Raw genomic sequence first — 18,198 nt, 5'->3', positions numbered from 1 at the left:
TGACCGCACTGGGTAGCGGAAAGTGCGGTCAGACTGATTTTGTTACGCCAGCGCATTAATTCGCTCAAACCCAGCCTGTAAATCAGCAATCAAATCATCGCAATCTTCCAAGCCGATATGTACCCGAATCAAGGTTCCTTCCAGTTTACGGCTGATATTTGGACGAATTTTAGCGATCTCTTCAGGTTGGTTATGCAGAATCAGCGATTCGAAGCCACCCCATGAATATGCCATGGTAAACAATTGAAAATGGTTAAAAAAAGCATCCAATTGCTGTTGATTCAATTTTTGTTTTAATTCAAACGAAAACAAGCCGCTGCTGCCACTGAAATCCCGTTTAAAAAATGCATGACCGGGACAGCTCGGCAGTGCCGGGTGAAACACCGCATGTACCTCTTGCCGTTGTACCAGCCATTCGGCAATTTTTAGACTGCTTTTGTGATGTTGTTGCAGACGAATACCTAGTGTACGTAACCCGCGAGCCGTTACATAAGCAGTGTCGGCATCAACCATTTGCCCCATCAGATAAGCATTTTCGCGCAATTGATCCCAGCAACGGGCATTGGCAACCGCTGTGCCGATCATCGCATCGGAATGTCCGACCAGATATTTGGTGCCGGCTTGGATTGAAATATCAATATCCTGTTGCAACGCTTTAAATAGCAAGCCGCCGCTCCAAGTGTTATCAATCATAATCACGATTTCAGGGTTGACCGCCCGTACGGCACGCACAATGCTTGAAATATCCGGTACCTCCATGGTCAGCGAACTTGGTGATTCCAAAAATAGTACTCGAGTATTTGGGCGTACCAATGCGGCGATTTCAGCACCGATCAGCGGATCATAGTAGCTGGTTTCGACATTTAAACGGCTCAGCACATGATTGCAAAAATCCTGTGTGGGTTCGTAAACTGCTCCACTCATCAGCAGATGATCGCCGCTTTTTACAAACGCTAAAATAGTGTTGGTCACTGCCGCTGCACCGCAAGGGAAGAGGTAGCAACCGGCACCACCTTCTAAATCGCACATTGCGTCTTGCAAGGCGAAATGGGTCAAGGTGCCGCGCCGTCCATAAAACAGGCTGCCGTTAGCGCGTTGGATCGTCGCCTGTTTTTTATCGTTCAGGGTGTCAAAAATGAGGGAAGATGCACGCTGGATCACCGGATTAACGCCATGTTGGGTATAGCGGGTTTGACGGCCGCTGTGTACCAGTCGAGTCGCCGTTTTAAAGGTCGTATCAGAATTCGCCATAAAAATCCTTGTATGCTTGACGGGGAAAAGTGCGGTTATTCATAACTCTCTGACAAATAAGATAGTCGTTATCACCGAGGGAAGCAACTGTTCGAGTAGAATTTTGCTTATGATAGTTTTAACCAATGGCAGTGATAGTGTGATATAGATCACGACTTTTACTTTTTATTTCGTTATACTATAAAAAGTCTAATGGATTAGCTCAAAAGTATTACTTTTTAAAAAGCTAGGCTAAATGGAATATAAATTAATATTTGATTCAATACATTAAGGAGAAATTATGGTTTTAGTTACTCGTCAAGCCCCTGATTTTACTGCTTCTGCTGTTTTAGGTAACGGCGAAATCGTCGATAATTTTAACTTCAAACGCCACATTTCCGGCAAACCGGCAGTGGTGTTTTTCTGGCCTTTAGATTTTACTTTCGTTTGTCCGTCAGAGTTGATCGCCTTTGATCACCGCTACAAAGAGTTTCAAGCGCGTGGCGTGGAAGTCGTTGGGGTGTCGATCGATTCACAATTCACCCACAATGCGTGGCGTAAGACTTCGACTGAAAAAGGCGGAATCGGTGAAGTGCAATACGCGATGGTGGCTGATGTGAAACACGATATTTCGAAAGCTTACGGCATCGAACACCCTGAAGCCGGTGTTGCACTGCGTGCTTCTTTCCTGATTGACAAGCACGGCGTGGTACGTCATCAAGTGGTTAATGATTTACCATTGGGACGTAATATTGATGAAATGTTGCGTATGGTCGATGCACTGCAATTCCATGAAGAACACGGCGAGGTTTGCCCTGCACAGTGGGAAAAAGGCAAAGAAGGTATGAAAGACAACCCTGAAGGTGTTGCCAGCTACTTGAAGAAAAACGCAGATTCACTGTAATCAGACCCTATGATGAACCCACTAATTTTATAGATTAGTGGGTTTTTTGTTATACAAGGGGTTTAAAGTACTTTTTTTCTGAGCGAAGCTAAAATCGACACAATTAAAATCATGAATACCATTGCCATCGACAGTGCGATAGGAATATGGATCCCTGCCATCACCAGCAGCATTTTTGCTCCGATAAAGATTAAAATCACCGCCAAACCGTATTTGAGATAAACAAAACGATCGGCAATGTCTGCCAATACGAAGTACATTGCGCGCAAGCCAAGAATGGCGAAAATATTCGAGGTCAGCACGATAAACGGATCGGTGGTGACGGCAAATACCGCCGGAATGCTGTCTACGGCAAACACGACGTCGCTTAATTCCACCATAATAAGCACCAAAACCAGCGGAGTGAACAGGCGTTTACCGTTCTCTATAGTCAAGAATTTCTCGCCGTTGAAATGTTGGCTTAGCGGCAGGCGGCGACGTAACCAGTTGAGTAAGGCATTTTTCGCCAGATCTTCACCGTCTCCTTCATCTTTTGCAGTGAAGATTTTAAATCCGCTGTAGATTAAGAAAGCACCGAAAATATACAGAATCCATTCGTATTCACGAATCAGAATGGCACCTATGCCAATCATCACTGTACGCATGATGATGGCGCCGAGCACGCCGTATAACAACACTTTGTGCTGATATTGTGGTGGTACTTTGAAATAGCTGAAAATCATTAAGAAGACAAATAGATTATCCACCGATAAGGATTTTTCCAATACGTATCCGGTCAGAAACTCCATCACTTTTTCTGCGGCGAATTTCTTGCCGTAAATTGGGTTGCCAGCCAGTTCGAAATACAGCCACAGAGCAAATAAGCAGGAGACCGTGACCCAAACCACGCTCCACCACATCGCCTCTTTGACGCTGACTTTGTGTACTCCGCTTTTTTTCAAGCTCAACAGATCAATCGCCAACATAATGACTACCACAACCGAAAATATCCCATAAAACATCGGGCTGCCGATGTCAGGTAACGCGGGATTCGCCATAAAAATCATACTCCACAAAATAAGCACGGATCAAAAAGACTGCTTAAAAAAGCAGCCGGTTTATCGACAAAATATTTGATAAGGCAAAGTAGAGGCGGATATACAATCCGCCCCAGATTATTGACAAAGATATTTGATGAGGCAAAGTAGGGGCGGATTGCATCCGCCCGTTTGCGAAGTGCGGCATAAGCACTTAATTAATAAAGGAAAAGTGTAAAGTGCGGTTCGAGCGGATATATAATCCGCCCCTACTTTTACAATATTAATCGTGTATTTTAACCTTTGTCAGCAGTCTAAGGCGGATATACAATCCGCCCTTACTTTTATAATACCACCTGTATGTTAATCTTTGTCAGCAGTCTAGCTGCTTAAAAAAGTAGTCTAGACTGGAATTTATTATCAACGATTTGATTTTTTATACAAGGTATAACTCAAATTTTAACGAAGCTACCCGTTTTTTAATGATGCCATATCAATCACAAAACGGTATTTGACATCGCTTTTCAGCATACGTTGATAGGCGGTGTTGATATCTTGCATTTTGATCAGCTCAATATCGGAAACAATATTATGTTTTCCACAGAAATCCAGCATCTCTTGGGTTTCGGCAATGCCGCCGATCACGGAGCCGGCAACCGATTTTCTGCCCAAAATCATCGGTACGGTGTTCAAGAACGGATCCAGTGGACCTAAATAGCCAACCAGAACCAGTGTACCACTGATGTTTAAAGTAGCAACATACGGATTAATATCATGCACATAAGGTACGGTGTCGATAATCAAGTCAAATTCACCTCTTACCGCCTGCATTTGTTGTTTGTCGGTGGAGATCACCACATGATCAGCGCCCAAATCCAGTGCATCTTGGCTTTTATTCGGCGAGCGGGAAAACAGCGTGACTTCCGCCCCCAGACCTTTTGCCAACTTAATTGCCATGTGACCCAATCCGCCCAAGCCGACCACTGCCACTTTGCTGCCGGAGCCGACATTCCAGTGACGCAACGGCGACCAAGTGGTGATGCCGGCACACAACAACGGTGCGGTGGCGGCTAGATCCAAATGGCTCGGTACTTTCAAGACAAAATGTTCGTCAACCACCACTTTTTCTGAATATCCGCCGTAAGTACGTTGGTTTGCCAGATGCTTGTCAGGATCGTTATAGGTGCCGGTAAAGCCGTTTAAGCAATATTGTTCCAGATCTTGCTGACAACTGGAACAGCTGCGGCAAGAGTCGACCAGACAACCGACCGCTGCCAAGTCACCGACTTGGAATTTGCTGACGTTTTTGCCGACACGAGTTACCCGCCCGACGATCTCATGTCCGGGCACTGCTGGGTAAACTGTGCCGCCCCAATCGTTTTTTGCGGTATGCAAATCGGAATGGCAAACGCCACAATATAAAATTTCAATTTCAACGTCTTGTGCCAGCGGCTCACGACGTTCAAAACTGAAAGGAACTAAATCGCTTTGGGTATCCAGTGCGGCAAAGCCGCGTACAGTAAAAGTCATATTTTTTCCTTAAATAAATGAATAAATAAAATATTACGCCCTATGCGTAGTATAAGAAATAATCGTCATTTGGAACAGCATAAACGGTGTATAGACTGATGAATTAAATTCATTCATTTTGGATATTTCGATATAAATAAAGATCAACAGACCCTAAAATTGAAGCAAAAAAACCGCCATTGACAATTTTGCCAATGGCGGTTTGATGTATAACCGGTCAGTTCAGCGAATGGATTACAAACTTTCAGTGAAAGTACGTGCGATAACGTCGCGTTGTTGTTCTTGTGTCAGCGAGTTGAAACGCACTGCATAACCAGAAACACGAATGGTCAATTGCGGATATTTTTCAGGATTGTTGACTGCATCTTCCAACGTTTCACGGCGTAATACGTTGACGTTTAAATGCTGACCGCCTTCCACTTTGACTGTTGGGGCTACGTCAACCGGCAGTTCGCGATATTCGATTTGACCTAATTCGTTGATCGCAACTACTTGATCTTCAGCAAAATCGCCTTTGGCACATAAACAACGAGCTTCGCCTTTGTCATTGTCCAGCAACCAGAAAGAGTTTAACAATGCGTCGTTAGCCGCTTGAGTAATTTGAATACCTTTAATCATGATATAGCTCCAATAAATATGAGGGATTAAGTAATTGCTCAGAATTTTATCACTATTGTTTAAGTTTTCAAATATTTTTAGGGAGAATTAACCGAGATCAACTGATTATTTTTTTGTCAAATTGATTTATTTGACCTGCATCAAAAAAATGAAAAAATTAATTCTCTTGTGTTAACGTTATATTTATTTATTGTTTACATAATAATAACATTTATTATTTTAAATTTAGCGGAAATAGTATTTTGATACCTACTCGTTGGACACAGAGGAAATCCGCATTAGGCTTTTTGCCGATCTTTATTCTATAATTTTGTTTAACTGAATCACCGGAATCAAGATAAGGTAGAAAAATAGTGATGAAAACATGGACAGAAGCGATCGGCGAGGAAAAAAAACAGGCTTATTTTTTGCAGATTCTTGAGCGGGTCGAGCAAGCCAAAAAGAGCGGTAAAACCGTTTATCCACCACACGATGAAGTGTTCACCGCTTTTCGTTTGACCGAGTTTGATCAAGTGAAGGTCGTGATCTTGGGGCAAGATCCTTATCACGGGCCGAATCAGGCACATGGGCTGGCTTTTTCGGTGAAAGCAGGCATTGCGCCGCCGCCGTCTTTGCTGAATATGTATAAAGAGTTGGAGAGCGATATTGATGGCTTTCGCATTCCCCAACACGGCTATTTAGCCGCTTGGGCTGCACAGGGGGTGTTGTTGCTGAATACGGTGCTGACGGTAGAACGTGGGCAGGCACATTCGCATGCGGATTTTGGTTGGGAAACCTTTACCGACAAAGTAATCGCTCAGTTGAACCAACAGCGCGAGCATCTGGTCTTTTTGTTGTGGGGCAGCCATGCCCAGAAAAAAGGGCGGATTATCGATCGTCAGCGTCATCTGGTGTTAACAGCGCCGCATCCGTCGCCGTTGTCGGCTTATCGCGGTTTTCTCGGCTGTCGCCATTTTTCTCAAGCGAATACCTATTTGCAGCAGCAGGGGCAAAGTGCGGTTGACTGGTGTTTGCCTTTGACGCTAGATAGTTAAATGGCCAATTGTACGAACAGTTGAAAGCCATTAGAGAAATTATGCAAGTTTTGTTACAATCGCAACCTGTTTAACTTATTGATGGAAGCACCATGTTAGCGATTATTTCCCCGGCGAAAACCCTCGATTTTCAAGCGACGACACCGCAGTTTGAATTCACCCAACCGAGCTTGACTGACTATAGTCGTCAGCTTATTGAGGTCTGCCGTCAATTGACTCCGGCACAGATCGGTTCGTTGATGAGCATCAGTGATAAACTAGCGGGGCTGAATGCTGCTCGGTTTGCCGACTGGCAAATTGAGCATAACCGGAGCAATGCCAAAGCAGCGATTTATGCGTTCAAAGGCGATGTTTATACCGGTTTGGAAGCAGAAACACTAAATCAGGATGATATTTTGTATGCGCAACAACACTTGCGGATGTTGTCGGGGCTTTACGGTTTGTTAAAACCGTTGGATTTAATGCAGCCTTATCGTCTGGAAATGGGTACTAAATTGGCGAATCCTAATGGCAAAAATCTGTATGAATTTTGGGGCGGTGTGATTACTGAGCAGTTGCAAACAGCGCTGGATCAACAACAGGATAAGCTATTGATTAATTTAGCATCGGATGAATACTTCAAAGCGGTGAAACCGGCGGAATTAAACGCACGGATTATCAAACCAATCTTTTTAGATTATAAAAACGGTAAATATAAAATTATCAGTTTTTATGCTAAAAAAGCGCGTGGTTTAATGTGCCGCTATTTGATTCAACATCGCATCGACAACGTCGAAGCGCTGAAAAACTTTGATTTGGGGAGGTATTGGTTTGATGAAAGTCAGTCGACTGCCGATGAGTTGGTGTTCAAGCGCGATGCACAATAAAAATAAGGAAATCAGTATGTGGCGCTACAGTTTATTATTGGTAGTTTTGTTGGCAGGATGTGTTACAAAACCGAGTGTCACAACACCGCCCCTACCAGATAACAGCAAGGTTTTTCGCCCAGCTAGCGAAGTTGTGCTAGACGGCAAAACCTTTGTGCCGGGCAAAACGGTAGATCTTATTGAAATGGTGAAATATGTTTATGAGCCGAAAGCAGGCACTAAAGGGGCGCTAAGCCGAGAAAAAGTAACTCTGTTTTTTGATAAAAATCTACGGAATATCAATTTACAGCAACGAATGGCGTTGCGTCAGCGCAGTTATCAGCACAGCACAAACAGCATTGCCGATCTGTCGATTCAAGATAATACACTGTATTCTACCGTGATTTATCGCCCTAGCGCGCAGTACGACTATTGGGGGGTAGAAGTTGCTAAAGGGCGAGATCTCAGTGATTGCGGCTTTTTAGAGCTGCAATATGCTTATGCGCAGAATAAACCGAAATTAATCAATGATGAGAAGGCTTTTTTGAACAGCCAAATTTATCCCAATGCTCGTCAATATTTGTCTAAATTGCAGCAGCAACCTTGGTTGTGGCAGTGTGAATAAGAGAACATGAATAAATAATAGAATGCCATTATGTATGAAAAATATAGTCGCTTGGTGCGCCGAGCTTCATTGTTGGCGGTGGCGACCGCACTTTGCCTGATTTTAATCAAGAGTGTGGCATGGTGGCAGACTGGTTCGGTCAGTATGCTTGCCTCGATTATTGATTCATTGCTTGACTTGCTGGCCTCGTTTACCAGTATGTTGATTTTGCGTTTTTCGCTGATGCCGGCGGACGACAATCACTCTTTCGGTCACGGCAAAGCGGAATCATTGGCAACCTTGATTCAAGGAGCGTTTATTTCGGGTTCGGCAATTTTACTGCTGTTGCAAGGTGTTGAAAGGGTGATCAACCCGCAGCCATTGCAAGCGGCGGGTCTGGGGATTACCGTAACCGTAGTAACACTGTTGATGACCTTAGGGTTGATCCGCTATCAACGTTATGTGATCAAAAAGACTCAAAGCCCGGCAATTAAGGCGGATCAACTACATTACCAAACCGATTTACTGATGAATGTGGCAGTGTTGTTGTCATTGGGATTGAGTGCCTTTGGTTATGTGTATGCAGATGGTATTTTTGCACTGATTATTTCGGTATATATTTTAATCAGCGCGCTGAGAATGTTGCTAGACGCGGTACAGCTGCTGCTCGACCGAGCTTTGCCAGACAGTGAAATTGAGCTGATTTGGAAAATTGTCTCTGCACAAAATAATATCATCGGTGTGCACGATTTACGCACTCGTCGTTCCGGCGCCGTGCGTTTTATACAATTGCATTTAGAATTGGACGATCATCTACCGCTATGGCTAGCACATCAAATCACTGATAATCTGGAAAACCGTTTATTGATGGCGTTTCCGATGTCGGATATTATTATCCACCAAGAGCCGACCTCAGTGGTGCAGCAAGAGCCGCAGGCAAGGCAAAAATGAACTGTTTTCGGTTTGTCATAAAATCAAGACATAAGATTGTAAAAATGTTAACAAACAATAAAAAAATAGCAGAAATATGATTTTTTTATAGAGAGTCATTCAGGGATCGTGTACTCTACGCACAATTATTTTAATCGTTTAAATTAAATTAGAAGGTAACTCAACATGGTACAAAAAGTTGCTATTTTAACCAGTGGCGGAGATGCGCCGGGTATGAATGCGGCAATTCGCGGCGTGGTGCGTTCTGCACTATATGCAGGATTAGAGGTATATGGTGTTTATGATGGATATTATGGGCTATATCATAACCACATAGAAAAATTAGAACGCTACAGTGTTTCTGACATTATCAATCGTGGGGGGACAATGCTTGGTTCTGCTCGCTTCCCAGAATTTAAAGATCCAGCGGTACGAGCTAAAGCAGTTGAAAATTTACGTCAGTATGGCATTGATTCTTTGGTAGTCATTGGTGGTGATGGTTCTTATATGGGGGCCAAGTTAATTACCGAAGAGTATGGTTTCCCATGTATCGGAATTCCAGGTACAATCGATAATGATGTCGCTGGAACCGACTATACTATTGGTTTTCAAACGGCGCTAGAAACAGCAGTTACCGCAATTGATCGTTTACGCGATACTTCTAGCTCTCATCATCGGATTTCTATTATTGAAATTATGGGGAGAAATTGCGGCGATTTAACACTGTCAGCAGCGATTGCTGGTGGATGTGAATACATTGTTGTATCTGAAAAACAATTTAATAAAGTAGATTTGATTGAAAAAATTGAGCGTAGCATTGCAAATGGAAAGCGGCATGCTTTAATTGCAGTAACTGAACATATTTGTGATGTTAATGCACTTGCTAAAGAAATTGAGGATAGAGTTAACCTTGAAACTAGAGCAACTATTTTAGGGCACATTCAGCGGGGTGGGACACCTTGTGCTTTTGATAGAATTTTAGGTTCTCGTATGGGCGTTTATGCAGTGGATCTATTATTAGAAGGTCAGGCTGGACGTTGTGTTGGTATTCAAAATGAGCACTTAGTCCATCATGATATTGTTGATGCTATCAATAATATGAAGCGGCCATTTAAAGAAGATTGGTTAGAATTATCGAATCGTTTATTCTAAAATTTCTTTTTTTGTGGAGAATTAGATCTGTTTTTCTACATACATTATTGATTTTATAGCATAGCAACAATCTAATACAGCTGCTACTATGCCACAATTTAGGGAATTATAAAAAACACCGCACTTTATCAATTTAAAGTGCGGTATAGATTACTGATGTAGTTAATAGAATAAGTTTACAACTCCTATACTTATAGCTGGTATATAAGTCACCATAAGTAAGGTTAACAATAATACTGTAATAAACCATACATTATTTTTTGTTACACTCCAGATATCTTTTTTGGCAATTGAAGAGGCTGTAATTAATACACTTGCTACCGGAGGAGTTTGCTGCCCCACTGCAATATTTAGAGTTAATATAATACCAAAGTGGACAGGATCTATTCCTAGCTGAGAAATCAAAGGCATTACTATCGGAACTACGAGAATAATCGCTGCAGCACCATGTAAAAACATACCAATAATAAATAACATAATATTAAGCATCATTAATACAATATACTTATTATTAGAAATATCTAAAATGGCTGAGGCCATCTGTTGTGGAACTTGCTGTTCGGTTAAGAATAGCCCCAATACAGCAGAAGTTGCCACTAATAACATGACAATAGACGTCCCATTGACGCTTTCAGCTAAGGCCTTATAAATGGAAGAAATAGTCAATTCTTTATAAATAAATAATCCGATGATAAGTGCTAGTAATACAGCAAGCCCAGCAGCTTCTGTTGCTGTCGTAAACCCTGAAATAATTCCTCCTAAAATAATTGCTGGTAATGTGAGAGCCCAAAATGCATCTTTAAATGCATTACATAATTTTTTTAAGCTAAAATTCTCTTCTCTAGGTAAATTATATTTTACAGCATAATAATAACAAACAGCAAACATTCCTAATGATGCTATTCCTCCAGAAGCTAAACCAGCAATAAATAATTTAGATATAGATACATCAGCCATTGCTCCATAAATTATCATCGGTAATGAAGGGGGAATAATGACAGCTAATGAAGCAGAAGATGAGGTGACTGCGGCTGAAAAACTACCCGAGTATCCTCTTTTTTTCATTGCTGGAATTAAAATAGATCCTAGAGCTGCGACATCTGCAACTGATGAACCTGATATTTCAGCAAAAATCATGGATACACCAACGTTAACCATAGCTAATCCTCCTCTTATAAATCCAATTAGAGAATTAACAAAGTTAATTAATCTTACTGAAATTCCCCCAGTATTCATTAGAGCTCCTGCTAAAATAAATAATGGAATAGCTAGTAATGAAAAGTTTGAAGCACCATCAAAAATAGATAATGCGACATTATAAACAGAATCAAAACTATTGGTTATTAGCATTCCTATAAGTGATACAATGCCAATTGCAACGGCAATCGGAACATTAATCATTACAAGCAGAACCAAACCAGCCAGAACTAAAAGTGCAATCATTCTAATTTCTCCTTGGCCATTTGTATATCAGAGCTATTATTGGCTTCGTATAAAGCTTTCTCTATTTCATCCTCATCTTGAGTTTTTCCAATTATAAGAAAGCTAAATGCTTTTGGTATCGATAGAACTTCTGCTAGAATAAATAGAATACATCCTATTGGAAGGGCTGATTGCGCAACGGATAATGAAATAAAATTAAGACTAGTTAATGTCTCATCACCAAAAATAGATAAAACATGGAATCCAGCCCAGGCCAAAATTATAAAGAAACTAATTACTATAATTTCATTAATAAAAAATACTATTTTTTTTAAAATTAATGGCATTGAGGCAACTAAATTTCCAAAACCCATATGGCTACGATTTAAAGCACATAGTGCAGCCCCATAGAATGTTAGCCATGCTAATAGAATGGATGAAACCTCATCATACCAGTATAGTGATTTACCTATAAATCTAGTAAAAATAGAGATGATTATAATTATTGATAACATACTTAAAATAGTAACTGAAAGTATGGTTAATATTTTTTTTGTCATGAAAAATAACTTTTCCATAATATTATCCTTAATTTGTTTTTTTCATTATATCTTGTGCCCTTTCTAATATTTCCTTTCCATTTTTTACTTTTGACTTAAATTCATCATAAATTGGTCTACTTGCCTCTATAAAATATTTAGTTTCAACTCTATTCACGATCATTCCACTTTCTAGTAGTTTTAACTCTAACTCAGAGTCTAATCTTTCTGCTTCTTTGTAGCTCCATGATTGTGATAATTTTGCACTCTCTTCAATAATATTTCTTATTTCTTCTGGTAATTTGTTATAGGATTTTAATCCAACAGTTAGATATGCAGGAGAGTAAACGTGGTTAGTTATACTTAAAAATTTTTGAACTTCTTGTAATTTTGCTGAATATATATTAGTCAAAGGGTTTTCTTGACCATCAATAACTCCGGTTCGCAAACCAATAAATACATCACCAAATGGAAGTGGGGTTGGATTAGCCCCCCATGTTTTAAAAATATTTAATCTCCAAGAGCTACTTGGTGTTCGTATTTTTAAGCCTTTAAGATCTTCAGGCTTATTTATTGGCTTAGTATTGTTGGTTATATTCCTAAAGCCATTTTCCCAAAGACCAATAACTTTATAGCCTTTCTTCTCAATTTCAGGAGCAATAAGAGGATAGAAAACTTCAGACTCTAGTTGATGTAAATTTTCTCTATTAGTAATTAAAAATGGTAGTTCAAAAATAGCCATTTGTGGAATATTTGTCGCTAAGGTTGAGGAAAGTAATGCGATATCAATAGTACCCAACTTTAATTTCTGTTGTGTGTCTTTATCATTACCTAACTGACCTGAGCCAAAAAATTTTAGCTGATAATCTGATTTTATTTTTGACAATTTATCGTTTGTAGTATCAACAAAATGCCGTGTTGTTTTATACTGAATAGATCCAATGCTAGCTGTGGTTGATACAATTAATTCTTTTGCTAGAGTATTATTTATTAAAAATAATGTTAGTGATGCTGTAAGGATTGATTTTTTAAAAATAAATAATTTCATATTAAACTCCCCATTAGTATATAAATATTACATCTGAGAGGATAGAAATACTTAATAAACCCTCATTTAAAGATTGAAAAACATTCAGCAAAATTACGATAACAAAAAAATTTCATATGATCAATTGTGTAAATTTTGAATATATGATTGTGATCACGTTTTTCCGTAAGTCTCACATTTTGTAGCCTGTAGAATATGATTTAGCTCACAAAAAAAATTATAAATATAAATTTTTATATAATTTGTGATCCAGTTCACATTTTTAATGAGGAGTATCTGCTTAAATACATGTATCAAAAGTTATCAAAGTGTTCTTTTGATCAGCTTGGGGTAATAACATATCGATTGTACTAAATATTAGGAGATTATCATGATTAAACCAACATTAGCTTTAGTTTTAGGTGATCCTGCGGGAGTAGGTCCAGAGCTAGTTGCAAAATTATTAAACCAGCATGAATATAGAAATAAAGCAAATATACTTATCATCGCAGATAAAGATGAACTACATAAAGGCATGGATATTGCTCAAGTTCAATTTGAATATGATGAAATTACGGAAGATAAACTCTCTAATTATACTTTTAAGCCTAGTATTCCAGCATTAATCACACATAAATGTTCTCATCCACTCCCTTTTGAATATGGAAAAGCGACAGAACAAAGTGGCGTATATATTTTAGAAACCTTAAAAAAAGCTGTTGATTTTGCTCAAGCCGGTTATGTCCATTCGATTTGCTTTGCTCCGCTGAATAAACAGGCAATGCATAAAGGCGGTTTACAATATAGGGATGAGTTACATTGGTTTGCAGATCAAACAAATTTTGATGATTTTGTTTGTGAATTAAATGTAGTAGATGATATTTGGGCAGGACGTGTTACTTCACATATTCCGTTTAAAGATATTGTACCGAATCTTTCTATCCAAAGCGTTGTAGATTGTGTCCGCTTATTGCACAAAGCATTAGTTCAAGCAGGAATTGAAAATCCTAAAATTGCAGTACAAGCGCTTAATCCACACGGTGGTGAAGGCGGCGTATTTGGTGATGAAGAAATTAAAATTATTACTCCAGGTATCGAAAAAGCAAGGGAATTTGGTATTGATGTATATGGTCCATTCCCAGGAGATACCACAATGCATGAAGTTGAACGTTTAAAAATTGATGGTGTTGTGTCTATGTATCATGACCAATTTTCTACTGCTTTGAAATTACTTGGCTTCGAACGTGGTGTTACAGTGCAAGGCGGTATTCCAATTCCAATTACAACCGCAAATCACGGTACTGCATTTGATTTATACGGGAAAAATATTGCTATTCCTACGGCATTTGAAGCGGCTTTCAACATTGCCGTACGTATGGGAACCGGTGTTTTAAAATCTAAATAAGGAAATTGATGGTATGAGCAGAAATCCTAAAAAATTATTAAATGATCCGAATAATGTTCCTGTGGAACAGCTGGAAGGTTTACTTTATGCCTGTGGCGGTAAATTAATTAAAGTTGATAACTATAGTGGCGTATATCGTCACGATATCACCAATGATCAAGTTATTGTTGTTACCGGCGGTGGTAGTGGTCATGAACCTATGTTTGCAGGCTATGTGGGTAAAGGCTTGGCTGATGCTGCTGCTCTTGGCGAAATCTTTGCTTCTCCATCACCGGATATTATCATTGAAACAACTAAAGCTGCGCAAAAAGGAAAAGGCGTTTTATTCGTTTATGGTAATTATGCTGGCGATAATATGAATTTTGATATCGCAACAGAATTACTAGAAGAAGAAGGTATCCAGGTTAAAACCGTACGTGTCACCGATGATATTTCAGCGGCACCACTCTCAAAAATGAGTGATCGTCGAGGTGTTGCCGGTGATATGTATGTATTGAAAATTGCCGGTGCTGCGGTAGCTCAAGGATATGATTTAGAAAAATTGCATGAAGTGACCTCAAAAGCCAACTTTAATACTCGCACAATGGGAGTTGCTCTTGGGGCTTGTTCCATTCCGCAAACAGGTAAATTTAATTTTGAACTTGCCGATGATGAGTTGGAATTAGGTATGGGGATTCACGGTGAACCCGGTGTGCGACGTCAAAAAATGACTTCAGCAGATGAAATCAATGGAGAGATTGTTGCACGTTTATGTGAAGACATTGAATTAAAAAGCGGTGATCGTGTTTGTGTTACCATTAATAATTTAGGCGCTTCTACTTACACGGAATTACTCATTGCTAACCGTAAAGTTCACCAAGAACTTACTGCAAGAGGCATCGAAATTTACGATACGTTAATTGGTAATTATTGCACATCGCAAGAAATGGCAGGATTTTCCGTCACCATCTTCTGTTTAGATGATGAATTGCAAAAACTTTATGATATGCCTTGTGACAGCTTTGCTTGGAGAAAATAGTATGAGTATGAATTTAACAGAAACCAGAGCATTATTACTTTATGTTGCAGAAAACATGGTGAGTAGTGAGCCGATTCTAACTGAACTGGATCTAAAAATTGGTGATGGTGATCATGGATTAGGCATGCAACGTGGTTTTGCTGCAGTGCGAGACTTATTAAAAACCGAAACTTTTCAACCTAAAGATGTAGGCGAATTATTTTTAACCTCAGGCACAAAAATGATGTCTAGCATGGGCGGTGCGTCCGGTGCGATTTTCGGTACATTATTCCGAGCCGGTGGCAAAGCTATTGCAGGCAAAGAAAATTTTGATGCAACAGCATTAGCTCAATTTTTAACTGCCGGTTCAAAAGCTGTTTTTGATCGAGGCGGAGCAAAACCGGGTGATAAAACCATGATGGATGCACTTGTCGCTGCTGAAAAACAAGCTGATTTAGTTAAAAGTAAAAGTTTAAAAGAAGCCTTAATTAAGGTTGTACAAGCTGCTGAAAAAGGAGCGGGGAATACTAGCAATCAAGTTGCAGTTTTCGGGCGGGCTAAAAGTTTAGGTGAACGCTCACTCGGATATATTGATCCTGGTGCTGTTTCGATGTCTTTTATCTTGAAATATATGTCTGAATTTGTGAATAAATAATTACATCATCTTATAAAAAGATAAGGGCGTAGCTTGACGCCTTTATATATGATAGGAGAATAGCTATGGTACAAAATAAAGCCTCAAATATTCGTTGGTTTGTATTTTGCATTATCTTTTTATTGGTCGTTGTAAATTTAATTGACCGAATTTCACTTTCAATTGCAATGCCGACTATCGCAAAAGAATTTGATTTATCCCCAACAATGCAAGGCGTGATTTTAAGCAGTTTTTTTTGGGCTTATGCATTGTTACAAATCCCCGGCGGATGGTTAATTGATAAATATGGTCCACGTAAAATGATTACCGGCTCAACGGTATTGTGGGGCATATTTCAAACATTAGCTGCATTTTCTACAGGTGGTATTTCTCTATTATTATCCCGTTTTATGCTGGGTGCCGGTGAGGCACCACTATTTCCCGCTGGCGGCAAACTCAATGCGACTTGGCTATCTTCTAAAGAACGTGGACGCGGTGCGGTGATTATGGATTGTGGCGGACCTTTAGGAGCGGCTTTGGGTGGTATTATTATTGCCTATATGATTGCTGTAATCGGTTCTTGGAGAACGGTATTCGGAATCATTGGTGTTATCACCATGTTACTTGGGATTGTAACGTGGAAATATTTACGCGATACCCCACAAGAACATACAAAAGTTAATGAACAAGAATTAAAACTTATTACCTCAGGACAAGAAAACGCTACTCAAAGTGCGGTGGATTCTGAACAAATTTCTACAGGTATCGGTATACCGATGTTATCTCTTGCTTCTATTTTATTCGGTCGTGCCGCTTGGGCTATGATGTTCTTCGGATTACTGACTTGGGGACCGAGCTATTTGGCTCAAGCTCGAGGTTTTGATATTAAAGGTGTGGGTAATGCTACTTTCATTATTTTCCTATGCGGTTCATTAGGTTCACTTTGCGGTGGCTTCTTCTCTGATTCTTTAGTAAAGCGCGGCATTGCTCAACGTATTGCCATTAAAGGTGTGCTCAGCATATCAGGTATTAGTACCTTAATCGCTTTTTCTCTTCTACCAAATATGAGTAATCCGATTACCGCCATTACAACCTTATCGGTTGCTGCATTTTTCTTAATGTGGGGGAGTTTATACTGGAGTTTCCCTGCATTGTTGGCGCCGAAAAATAAAGCCGGTCTTGTGGGTGGAATTATGAATATGGCAGGAAGTATCGGTGGAATTGTCGTACCAATTTTAGTTGGATTTATTTTACAGAAATCTAATGACTACAATAACGTATTATTCTTTTTTGCGGGTTGTTCAGTTGTTTATATACTCGGCACGTTAAGTATTCAATTAAGCAAACAAAATAGATAGGAGACGTATTATGCAAACTAAATTATATGACGGACCTATGATTGATGCTCATCAACATTTTTGGCAACCACAGATTAACCCACATCCTTGGTTAGCTCCGGATATATTGATCCCATTTAGATATGGTGATTATTCCTCAATTAAATGCGAATATCTACCACCGGATTATTTAAAAGATGCAACACCAAAGCATAACGTGGTTGCTACAGTGTATATTGATGCCGAATGGGATCCTAAAGATCCGATAGGAGAAACCAAATACATTCATACGGTGGCTGAAAAATATGGTATGCCGAATGCAGTGGTTGCTCAAGCTTGGTTGCATGCTGATGATGTGGAAGCGGTATTAAAAGAGCAATCTCAATATCCGTTAGTAAGAAGTGTTCGTCATAAACCTGCTGGAGCACTATCGCCTGCGGAAGCACAAGCTGGTATAAGAACATTGATGAGTGATGATAAATGGCGGCAAGGCTATGAATTATTAGCCAAACTTGGCTTAAATTTTGATTTACAAACCCCGTGGTGGAATTTACATGAAGCAAAACAATTGGCATTAGATTTCCCTAATACCTTGATTATTTTGAACCATACGGGATTACCCTCCGATCGTTCTCCAGAAGGCTTGGCTGCATGGCACAAAGCAATGGCGTCGTTATCTGATATTCCTAACATTGTTGTTAAAATCTCAGGAATTGGTTTGCCCGATAAGAAATGGGATATTAATGACAATCGCTGGATTGTGCAAGAAACAGTACAAATCTTTGGAACTGAGCGAACCATGTTTGCTAGTAATTTCCCTGTAGATAGTTTATGCGGTAACTTAGAAACTATTTTTACCGGCTTTAAAGAGGCGGTAAAAGACTACAGCTATGTAGAACAACATAAATTATTTTTTGCTAATGCAAAAAAATACTACAAAATTAATATATAAGGCTAATAAATATTGGGGAAGA

18 protein-coding genes are annotated in these 18,198 nt (G+C 39.7%); 11 read left to right on the top strand and 7 right to left on the bottom strand.

The features are described 5' to 3' along the window. Positions 1 to 42 precede the first annotated feature (42 nt). On the bottom strand, positions 43 to 1,251 hold the full coding sequence (gene metC, locus EDC16_RS01065; RefSeq protein WP_132964516.1) for a cystathionine beta-lyase: 1,209 nt from the start codon (positions 1,249 to 1,251) through the stop codon (positions 43 to 45). A gap of 280 nt (positions 1,252 to 1,531) precedes the next feature. On the opposite strand from metC, the gene EDC16_RS01060 reads away from it, so the two are divergent. After that, complete coding sequence (locus EDC16_RS01060) at positions 1,532 to 2,134, top strand: peroxiredoxin C (protein ID WP_132964514.1); 603 nt, start codon at positions 1,532 to 1,534, stop codon at positions 2,132 to 2,134. Between the two features lie 62 nt (positions 2,135 to 2,196). On the opposite strand, the gene EDC16_RS01055 is transcribed toward EDC16_RS01060, so the two are convergent. The 3 genes from EDC16_RS01055 to grcA form a co-directional block, all read right to left on the bottom strand. Continuing rightward, positions 2,197 to 3,171 carry a TerC family protein gene (locus EDC16_RS01055; RefSeq protein WP_132964512.1) on the bottom strand — a complete coding sequence of 325 codons (975 nt, stop codon included), beginning with the start codon at positions 3,169 to 3,171 and terminating at the stop codon, positions 2,197 to 2,199. 447 nt (positions 3,172 to 3,618) lie between these two features. Then, a complete protein-coding gene (locus EDC16_RS01050) occupies positions 3,619 to 4,680 on the bottom strand; it encodes an NAD(P)-dependent alcohol dehydrogenase (RefSeq protein ID WP_132964510.1) in 1,062 nt (353 codons plus the stop codon). A 234-nt stretch (positions 4,681 to 4,914) separates the two neighbouring features. Next, positions 4,915 to 5,298 carry an autonomous glycyl radical cofactor GrcA gene (grcA, locus tag EDC16_RS01045; protein ID WP_132964508.1) on the bottom strand — a complete coding sequence of 128 codons (384 nt, stop codon included), beginning with the start codon at positions 5,296 to 5,298 and terminating at the stop codon, positions 4,915 to 4,917. A gap of 356 nt (positions 5,299 to 5,654) precedes the next feature. Here grcA and ung point away from each other — a divergent pair, with 356 nt between their 5' ends. The 5 genes from ung (at position 5,655) to pfkA (ending at position 9,863) form a co-directional block, all read left to right on the top strand. Continuing rightward, positions 5,655 to 6,332: a uracil-DNA glycosylase gene (gene ung, locus EDC16_RS01040; RefSeq protein ID WP_132964506.1), complete on the top strand. Its 678-nt coding sequence runs from the start codon at positions 5,655 to 5,657 to the stop codon at positions 6,330 to 6,332. Positions 6,333 to 6,424: 92 nt separating this feature from the next. Continuing rightward, positions 6,425 to 7,198 carry a peroxide stress protein YaaA gene (gene yaaA / locus EDC16_RS01035; protein ID WP_132964504.1) on the top strand — a complete coding sequence of 258 codons (774 nt, stop codon included), beginning with the start codon at positions 6,425 to 6,427 and terminating at the stop codon, positions 7,196 to 7,198. Between the two features lie 16 nt (positions 7,199 to 7,214). Further along, positions 7,215 to 7,802, top strand: a complete 588-nt coding sequence (locus tag EDC16_RS01030) for a hypothetical protein (RefSeq protein WP_132964502.1) — start codon at positions 7,215 to 7,217, stop codon at positions 7,800 to 7,802. Between the two features lie 30 nt (positions 7,803 to 7,832). Continuing rightward, on the top strand, positions 7,833 to 8,732 hold the full coding sequence (locus tag EDC16_RS01025) for a cation diffusion facilitator family transporter (protein WP_132964500.1): 900 nt from the start codon (positions 7,833 to 7,835) through the stop codon (positions 8,730 to 8,732). A 165-nt stretch (positions 8,733 to 8,897) separates the two neighbouring features. Then, on the top strand, positions 8,898 to 9,863 hold the full coding sequence (gene pfkA / locus EDC16_RS01020) for a 6-phosphofructokinase (protein WP_132964498.1): 966 nt from the start codon (positions 8,898 to 8,900) through the stop codon (positions 9,861 to 9,863). 162 nt (positions 9,864 to 10,025) lie between these two features. Here pfkA and EDC16_RS01015 read toward each other — a convergent pair whose 3' ends face one another. From EDC16_RS01015 to EDC16_RS01005, 3 genes are read right to left on the bottom strand one after another with little or no spacing between them, the layout of a single operon-like run. Then, entirely contained in the window at positions 10,026 to 11,306 is a 1,281-nt protein-coding gene (locus EDC16_RS01015; RefSeq protein ID WP_132964496.1) for a TRAP transporter large permease, read from the bottom strand. Further along, a complete protein-coding gene (locus tag EDC16_RS01010; RefSeq protein ID WP_132964494.1) occupies positions 11,303 to 11,863 on the bottom strand; it encodes a TRAP transporter small permease in 561 nt (186 codons plus the stop codon). The genes EDC16_RS01015 and EDC16_RS01010 overlap by 4 nt, the downstream gene beginning before the upstream one ends. 10 nt (positions 11,864 to 11,873) lie before the next feature. Beyond that, positions 11,874 to 12,872 (bottom strand): TRAP transporter substrate-binding protein, encoded by a 999-nt coding sequence (locus tag EDC16_RS01005; protein WP_132964491.1) that lies wholly within the window; start codon positions 12,870 to 12,872, stop codon positions 11,874 to 11,876. A gap of 370 nt (positions 12,873 to 13,242) precedes the next feature. Here EDC16_RS01005 and EDC16_RS01000 point away from each other — a divergent pair, with 370 nt between their 5' ends. The 5 genes from EDC16_RS01000 to EDC16_RS00980 all read left to right on the top strand — a co-directional run bounded on the left by EDC16_RS01000 (position 13,243) and on the right by EDC16_RS00980 (position 18,176). Then, entirely contained in the window at positions 13,243 to 14,256 is a 1,014-nt protein-coding gene (locus tag EDC16_RS01000) for a 4-hydroxythreonine-4-phosphate dehydrogenase PdxA (RefSeq protein WP_132964489.1), read from the top strand. A gap of 13 nt (positions 14,257 to 14,269) precedes the next feature. Beyond that, positions 14,270 to 15,274, top strand: coding sequence for a dihydroxyacetone kinase subunit DhaK (locus EDC16_RS00995; protein WP_132964487.1), 1,005 nt, complete (start codon positions 14,270 to 14,272; stop codon positions 15,272 to 15,274). A 1-nt stretch (position 15,275) separates the two neighbouring features. Next, a complete protein-coding gene (dhaL, locus tag EDC16_RS00990; RefSeq protein ID WP_232517212.1) occupies positions 15,276 to 15,908 on the top strand; it encodes a dihydroxyacetone kinase subunit DhaL in 633 nt (210 codons plus the stop codon). A gap of 65 nt (positions 15,909 to 15,973) precedes the next feature. Further along, a complete protein-coding gene (locus tag EDC16_RS00985; protein WP_132964485.1) occupies positions 15,974 to 17,245 on the top strand; it encodes an MFS transporter in 1,272 nt (423 codons plus the stop codon). A gap of 10 nt (positions 17,246 to 17,255) precedes the next feature. After that, complete coding sequence (locus tag EDC16_RS00980; RefSeq protein ID WP_132964483.1) at positions 17,256 to 18,176, top strand: amidohydrolase family protein; 921 nt, start codon at positions 17,256 to 17,258, stop codon at positions 18,174 to 18,176. The last annotated feature ends 22 nt before the right edge of the window (positions 18,177 to 18,198 follow it).

Source organism: Testudinibacter aquarius, from assembly GCF_004342725.1.
GTDB classification, from domain to species: domain Bacteria; phylum Pseudomonadota; class Gammaproteobacteria; order Enterobacterales; family Pasteurellaceae; genus Chelonobacter; species Chelonobacter aquarius.
Note: the sequence above shows the minus strand (reverse complement) of the source record. Positions and strands in the feature narration are given on the sequence as shown.

Coding starts and splice junctions, on each gene's coding strand:
- metC (WP_132964516.1), bottom strand. CDS start 1,251: ATGGCGAATTCTGATACGACCTTTAAAACGGCGACTCGACTGGTACAC.
- EDC16_RS01060 (WP_132964514.1), top strand. CDS start 1,532: ATGGTTTTAGTTACTCGTCAAGCCCCTGATTTTACTGCTTCTGCTGTT.
- EDC16_RS01055 (WP_132964512.1), bottom strand. CDS start 3,171: ATGGCGAATCCCGCGTTACCTGACATCGGCAGCCCGATGTTTTATGGG.
- EDC16_RS01050 (WP_132964510.1), bottom strand. CDS start 4,680: ATGACTTTTACTGTACGCGGCTTTGCCGCACTGGATACCCAAAGCGAT.
- grcA (WP_132964508.1), bottom strand. CDS start 5,298: ATGATTAAAGGTATTCAAATTACTCAAGCGGCTAACGACGCATTGTTA.
- ung (WP_132964506.1), top strand. CDS start 5,655: ATGAAAACATGGACAGAAGCGATCGGCGAGGAAAAAAAACAGGCTTAT.
- yaaA (WP_132964504.1), top strand. CDS start 6,425: ATGTTAGCGATTATTTCCCCGGCGAAAACCCTCGATTTTCAAGCGACG.
- EDC16_RS01030 (WP_132964502.1), top strand. CDS start 7,215: ATGTGGCGCTACAGTTTATTATTGGTAGTTTTGTTGGCAGGATGTGTT.
- EDC16_RS01025 (WP_132964500.1), top strand. CDS start 7,833: ATGTATGAAAAATATAGTCGCTTGGTGCGCCGAGCTTCATTGTTGGCG.
- pfkA (WP_132964498.1), top strand. CDS start 8,898: ATGGTACAAAAAGTTGCTATTTTAACCAGTGGCGGAGATGCGCCGGGT.
- EDC16_RS01015 (WP_132964496.1), bottom strand. CDS start 11,306: ATGATTGCACTTTTAGTTCTGGCTGGTTTGGTTCTGCTTGTAATGATT.
- EDC16_RS01010 (WP_132964494.1), bottom strand. CDS start 11,863: ATGGAAAAGTTATTTTTCATGACAAAAAAAATATTAACCATACTTTCA.
- EDC16_RS01005 (WP_132964491.1), bottom strand. CDS start 12,872: ATGAAATTATTTATTTTTAAAAAATCAATCCTTACAGCATCACTAACA.
- EDC16_RS01000 (WP_132964489.1), top strand. CDS start 13,243: ATGATTAAACCAACATTAGCTTTAGTTTTAGGTGATCCTGCGGGAGTA.
- EDC16_RS00995 (WP_132964487.1), top strand. CDS start 14,270: ATGAGCAGAAATCCTAAAAAATTATTAAATGATCCGAATAATGTTCCT.
- dhaL (WP_232517212.1), top strand. CDS start 15,276: ATGAGTATGAATTTAACAGAAACCAGAGCATTATTACTTTATGTTGCA.
- EDC16_RS00985 (WP_132964485.1), top strand. CDS start 15,974: ATGGTACAAAATAAAGCCTCAAATATTCGTTGGTTTGTATTTTGCATT.
- EDC16_RS00980 (WP_132964483.1), top strand. CDS start 17,256: ATGCAAACTAAATTATATGACGGACCTATGATTGATGCTCATCAACAT.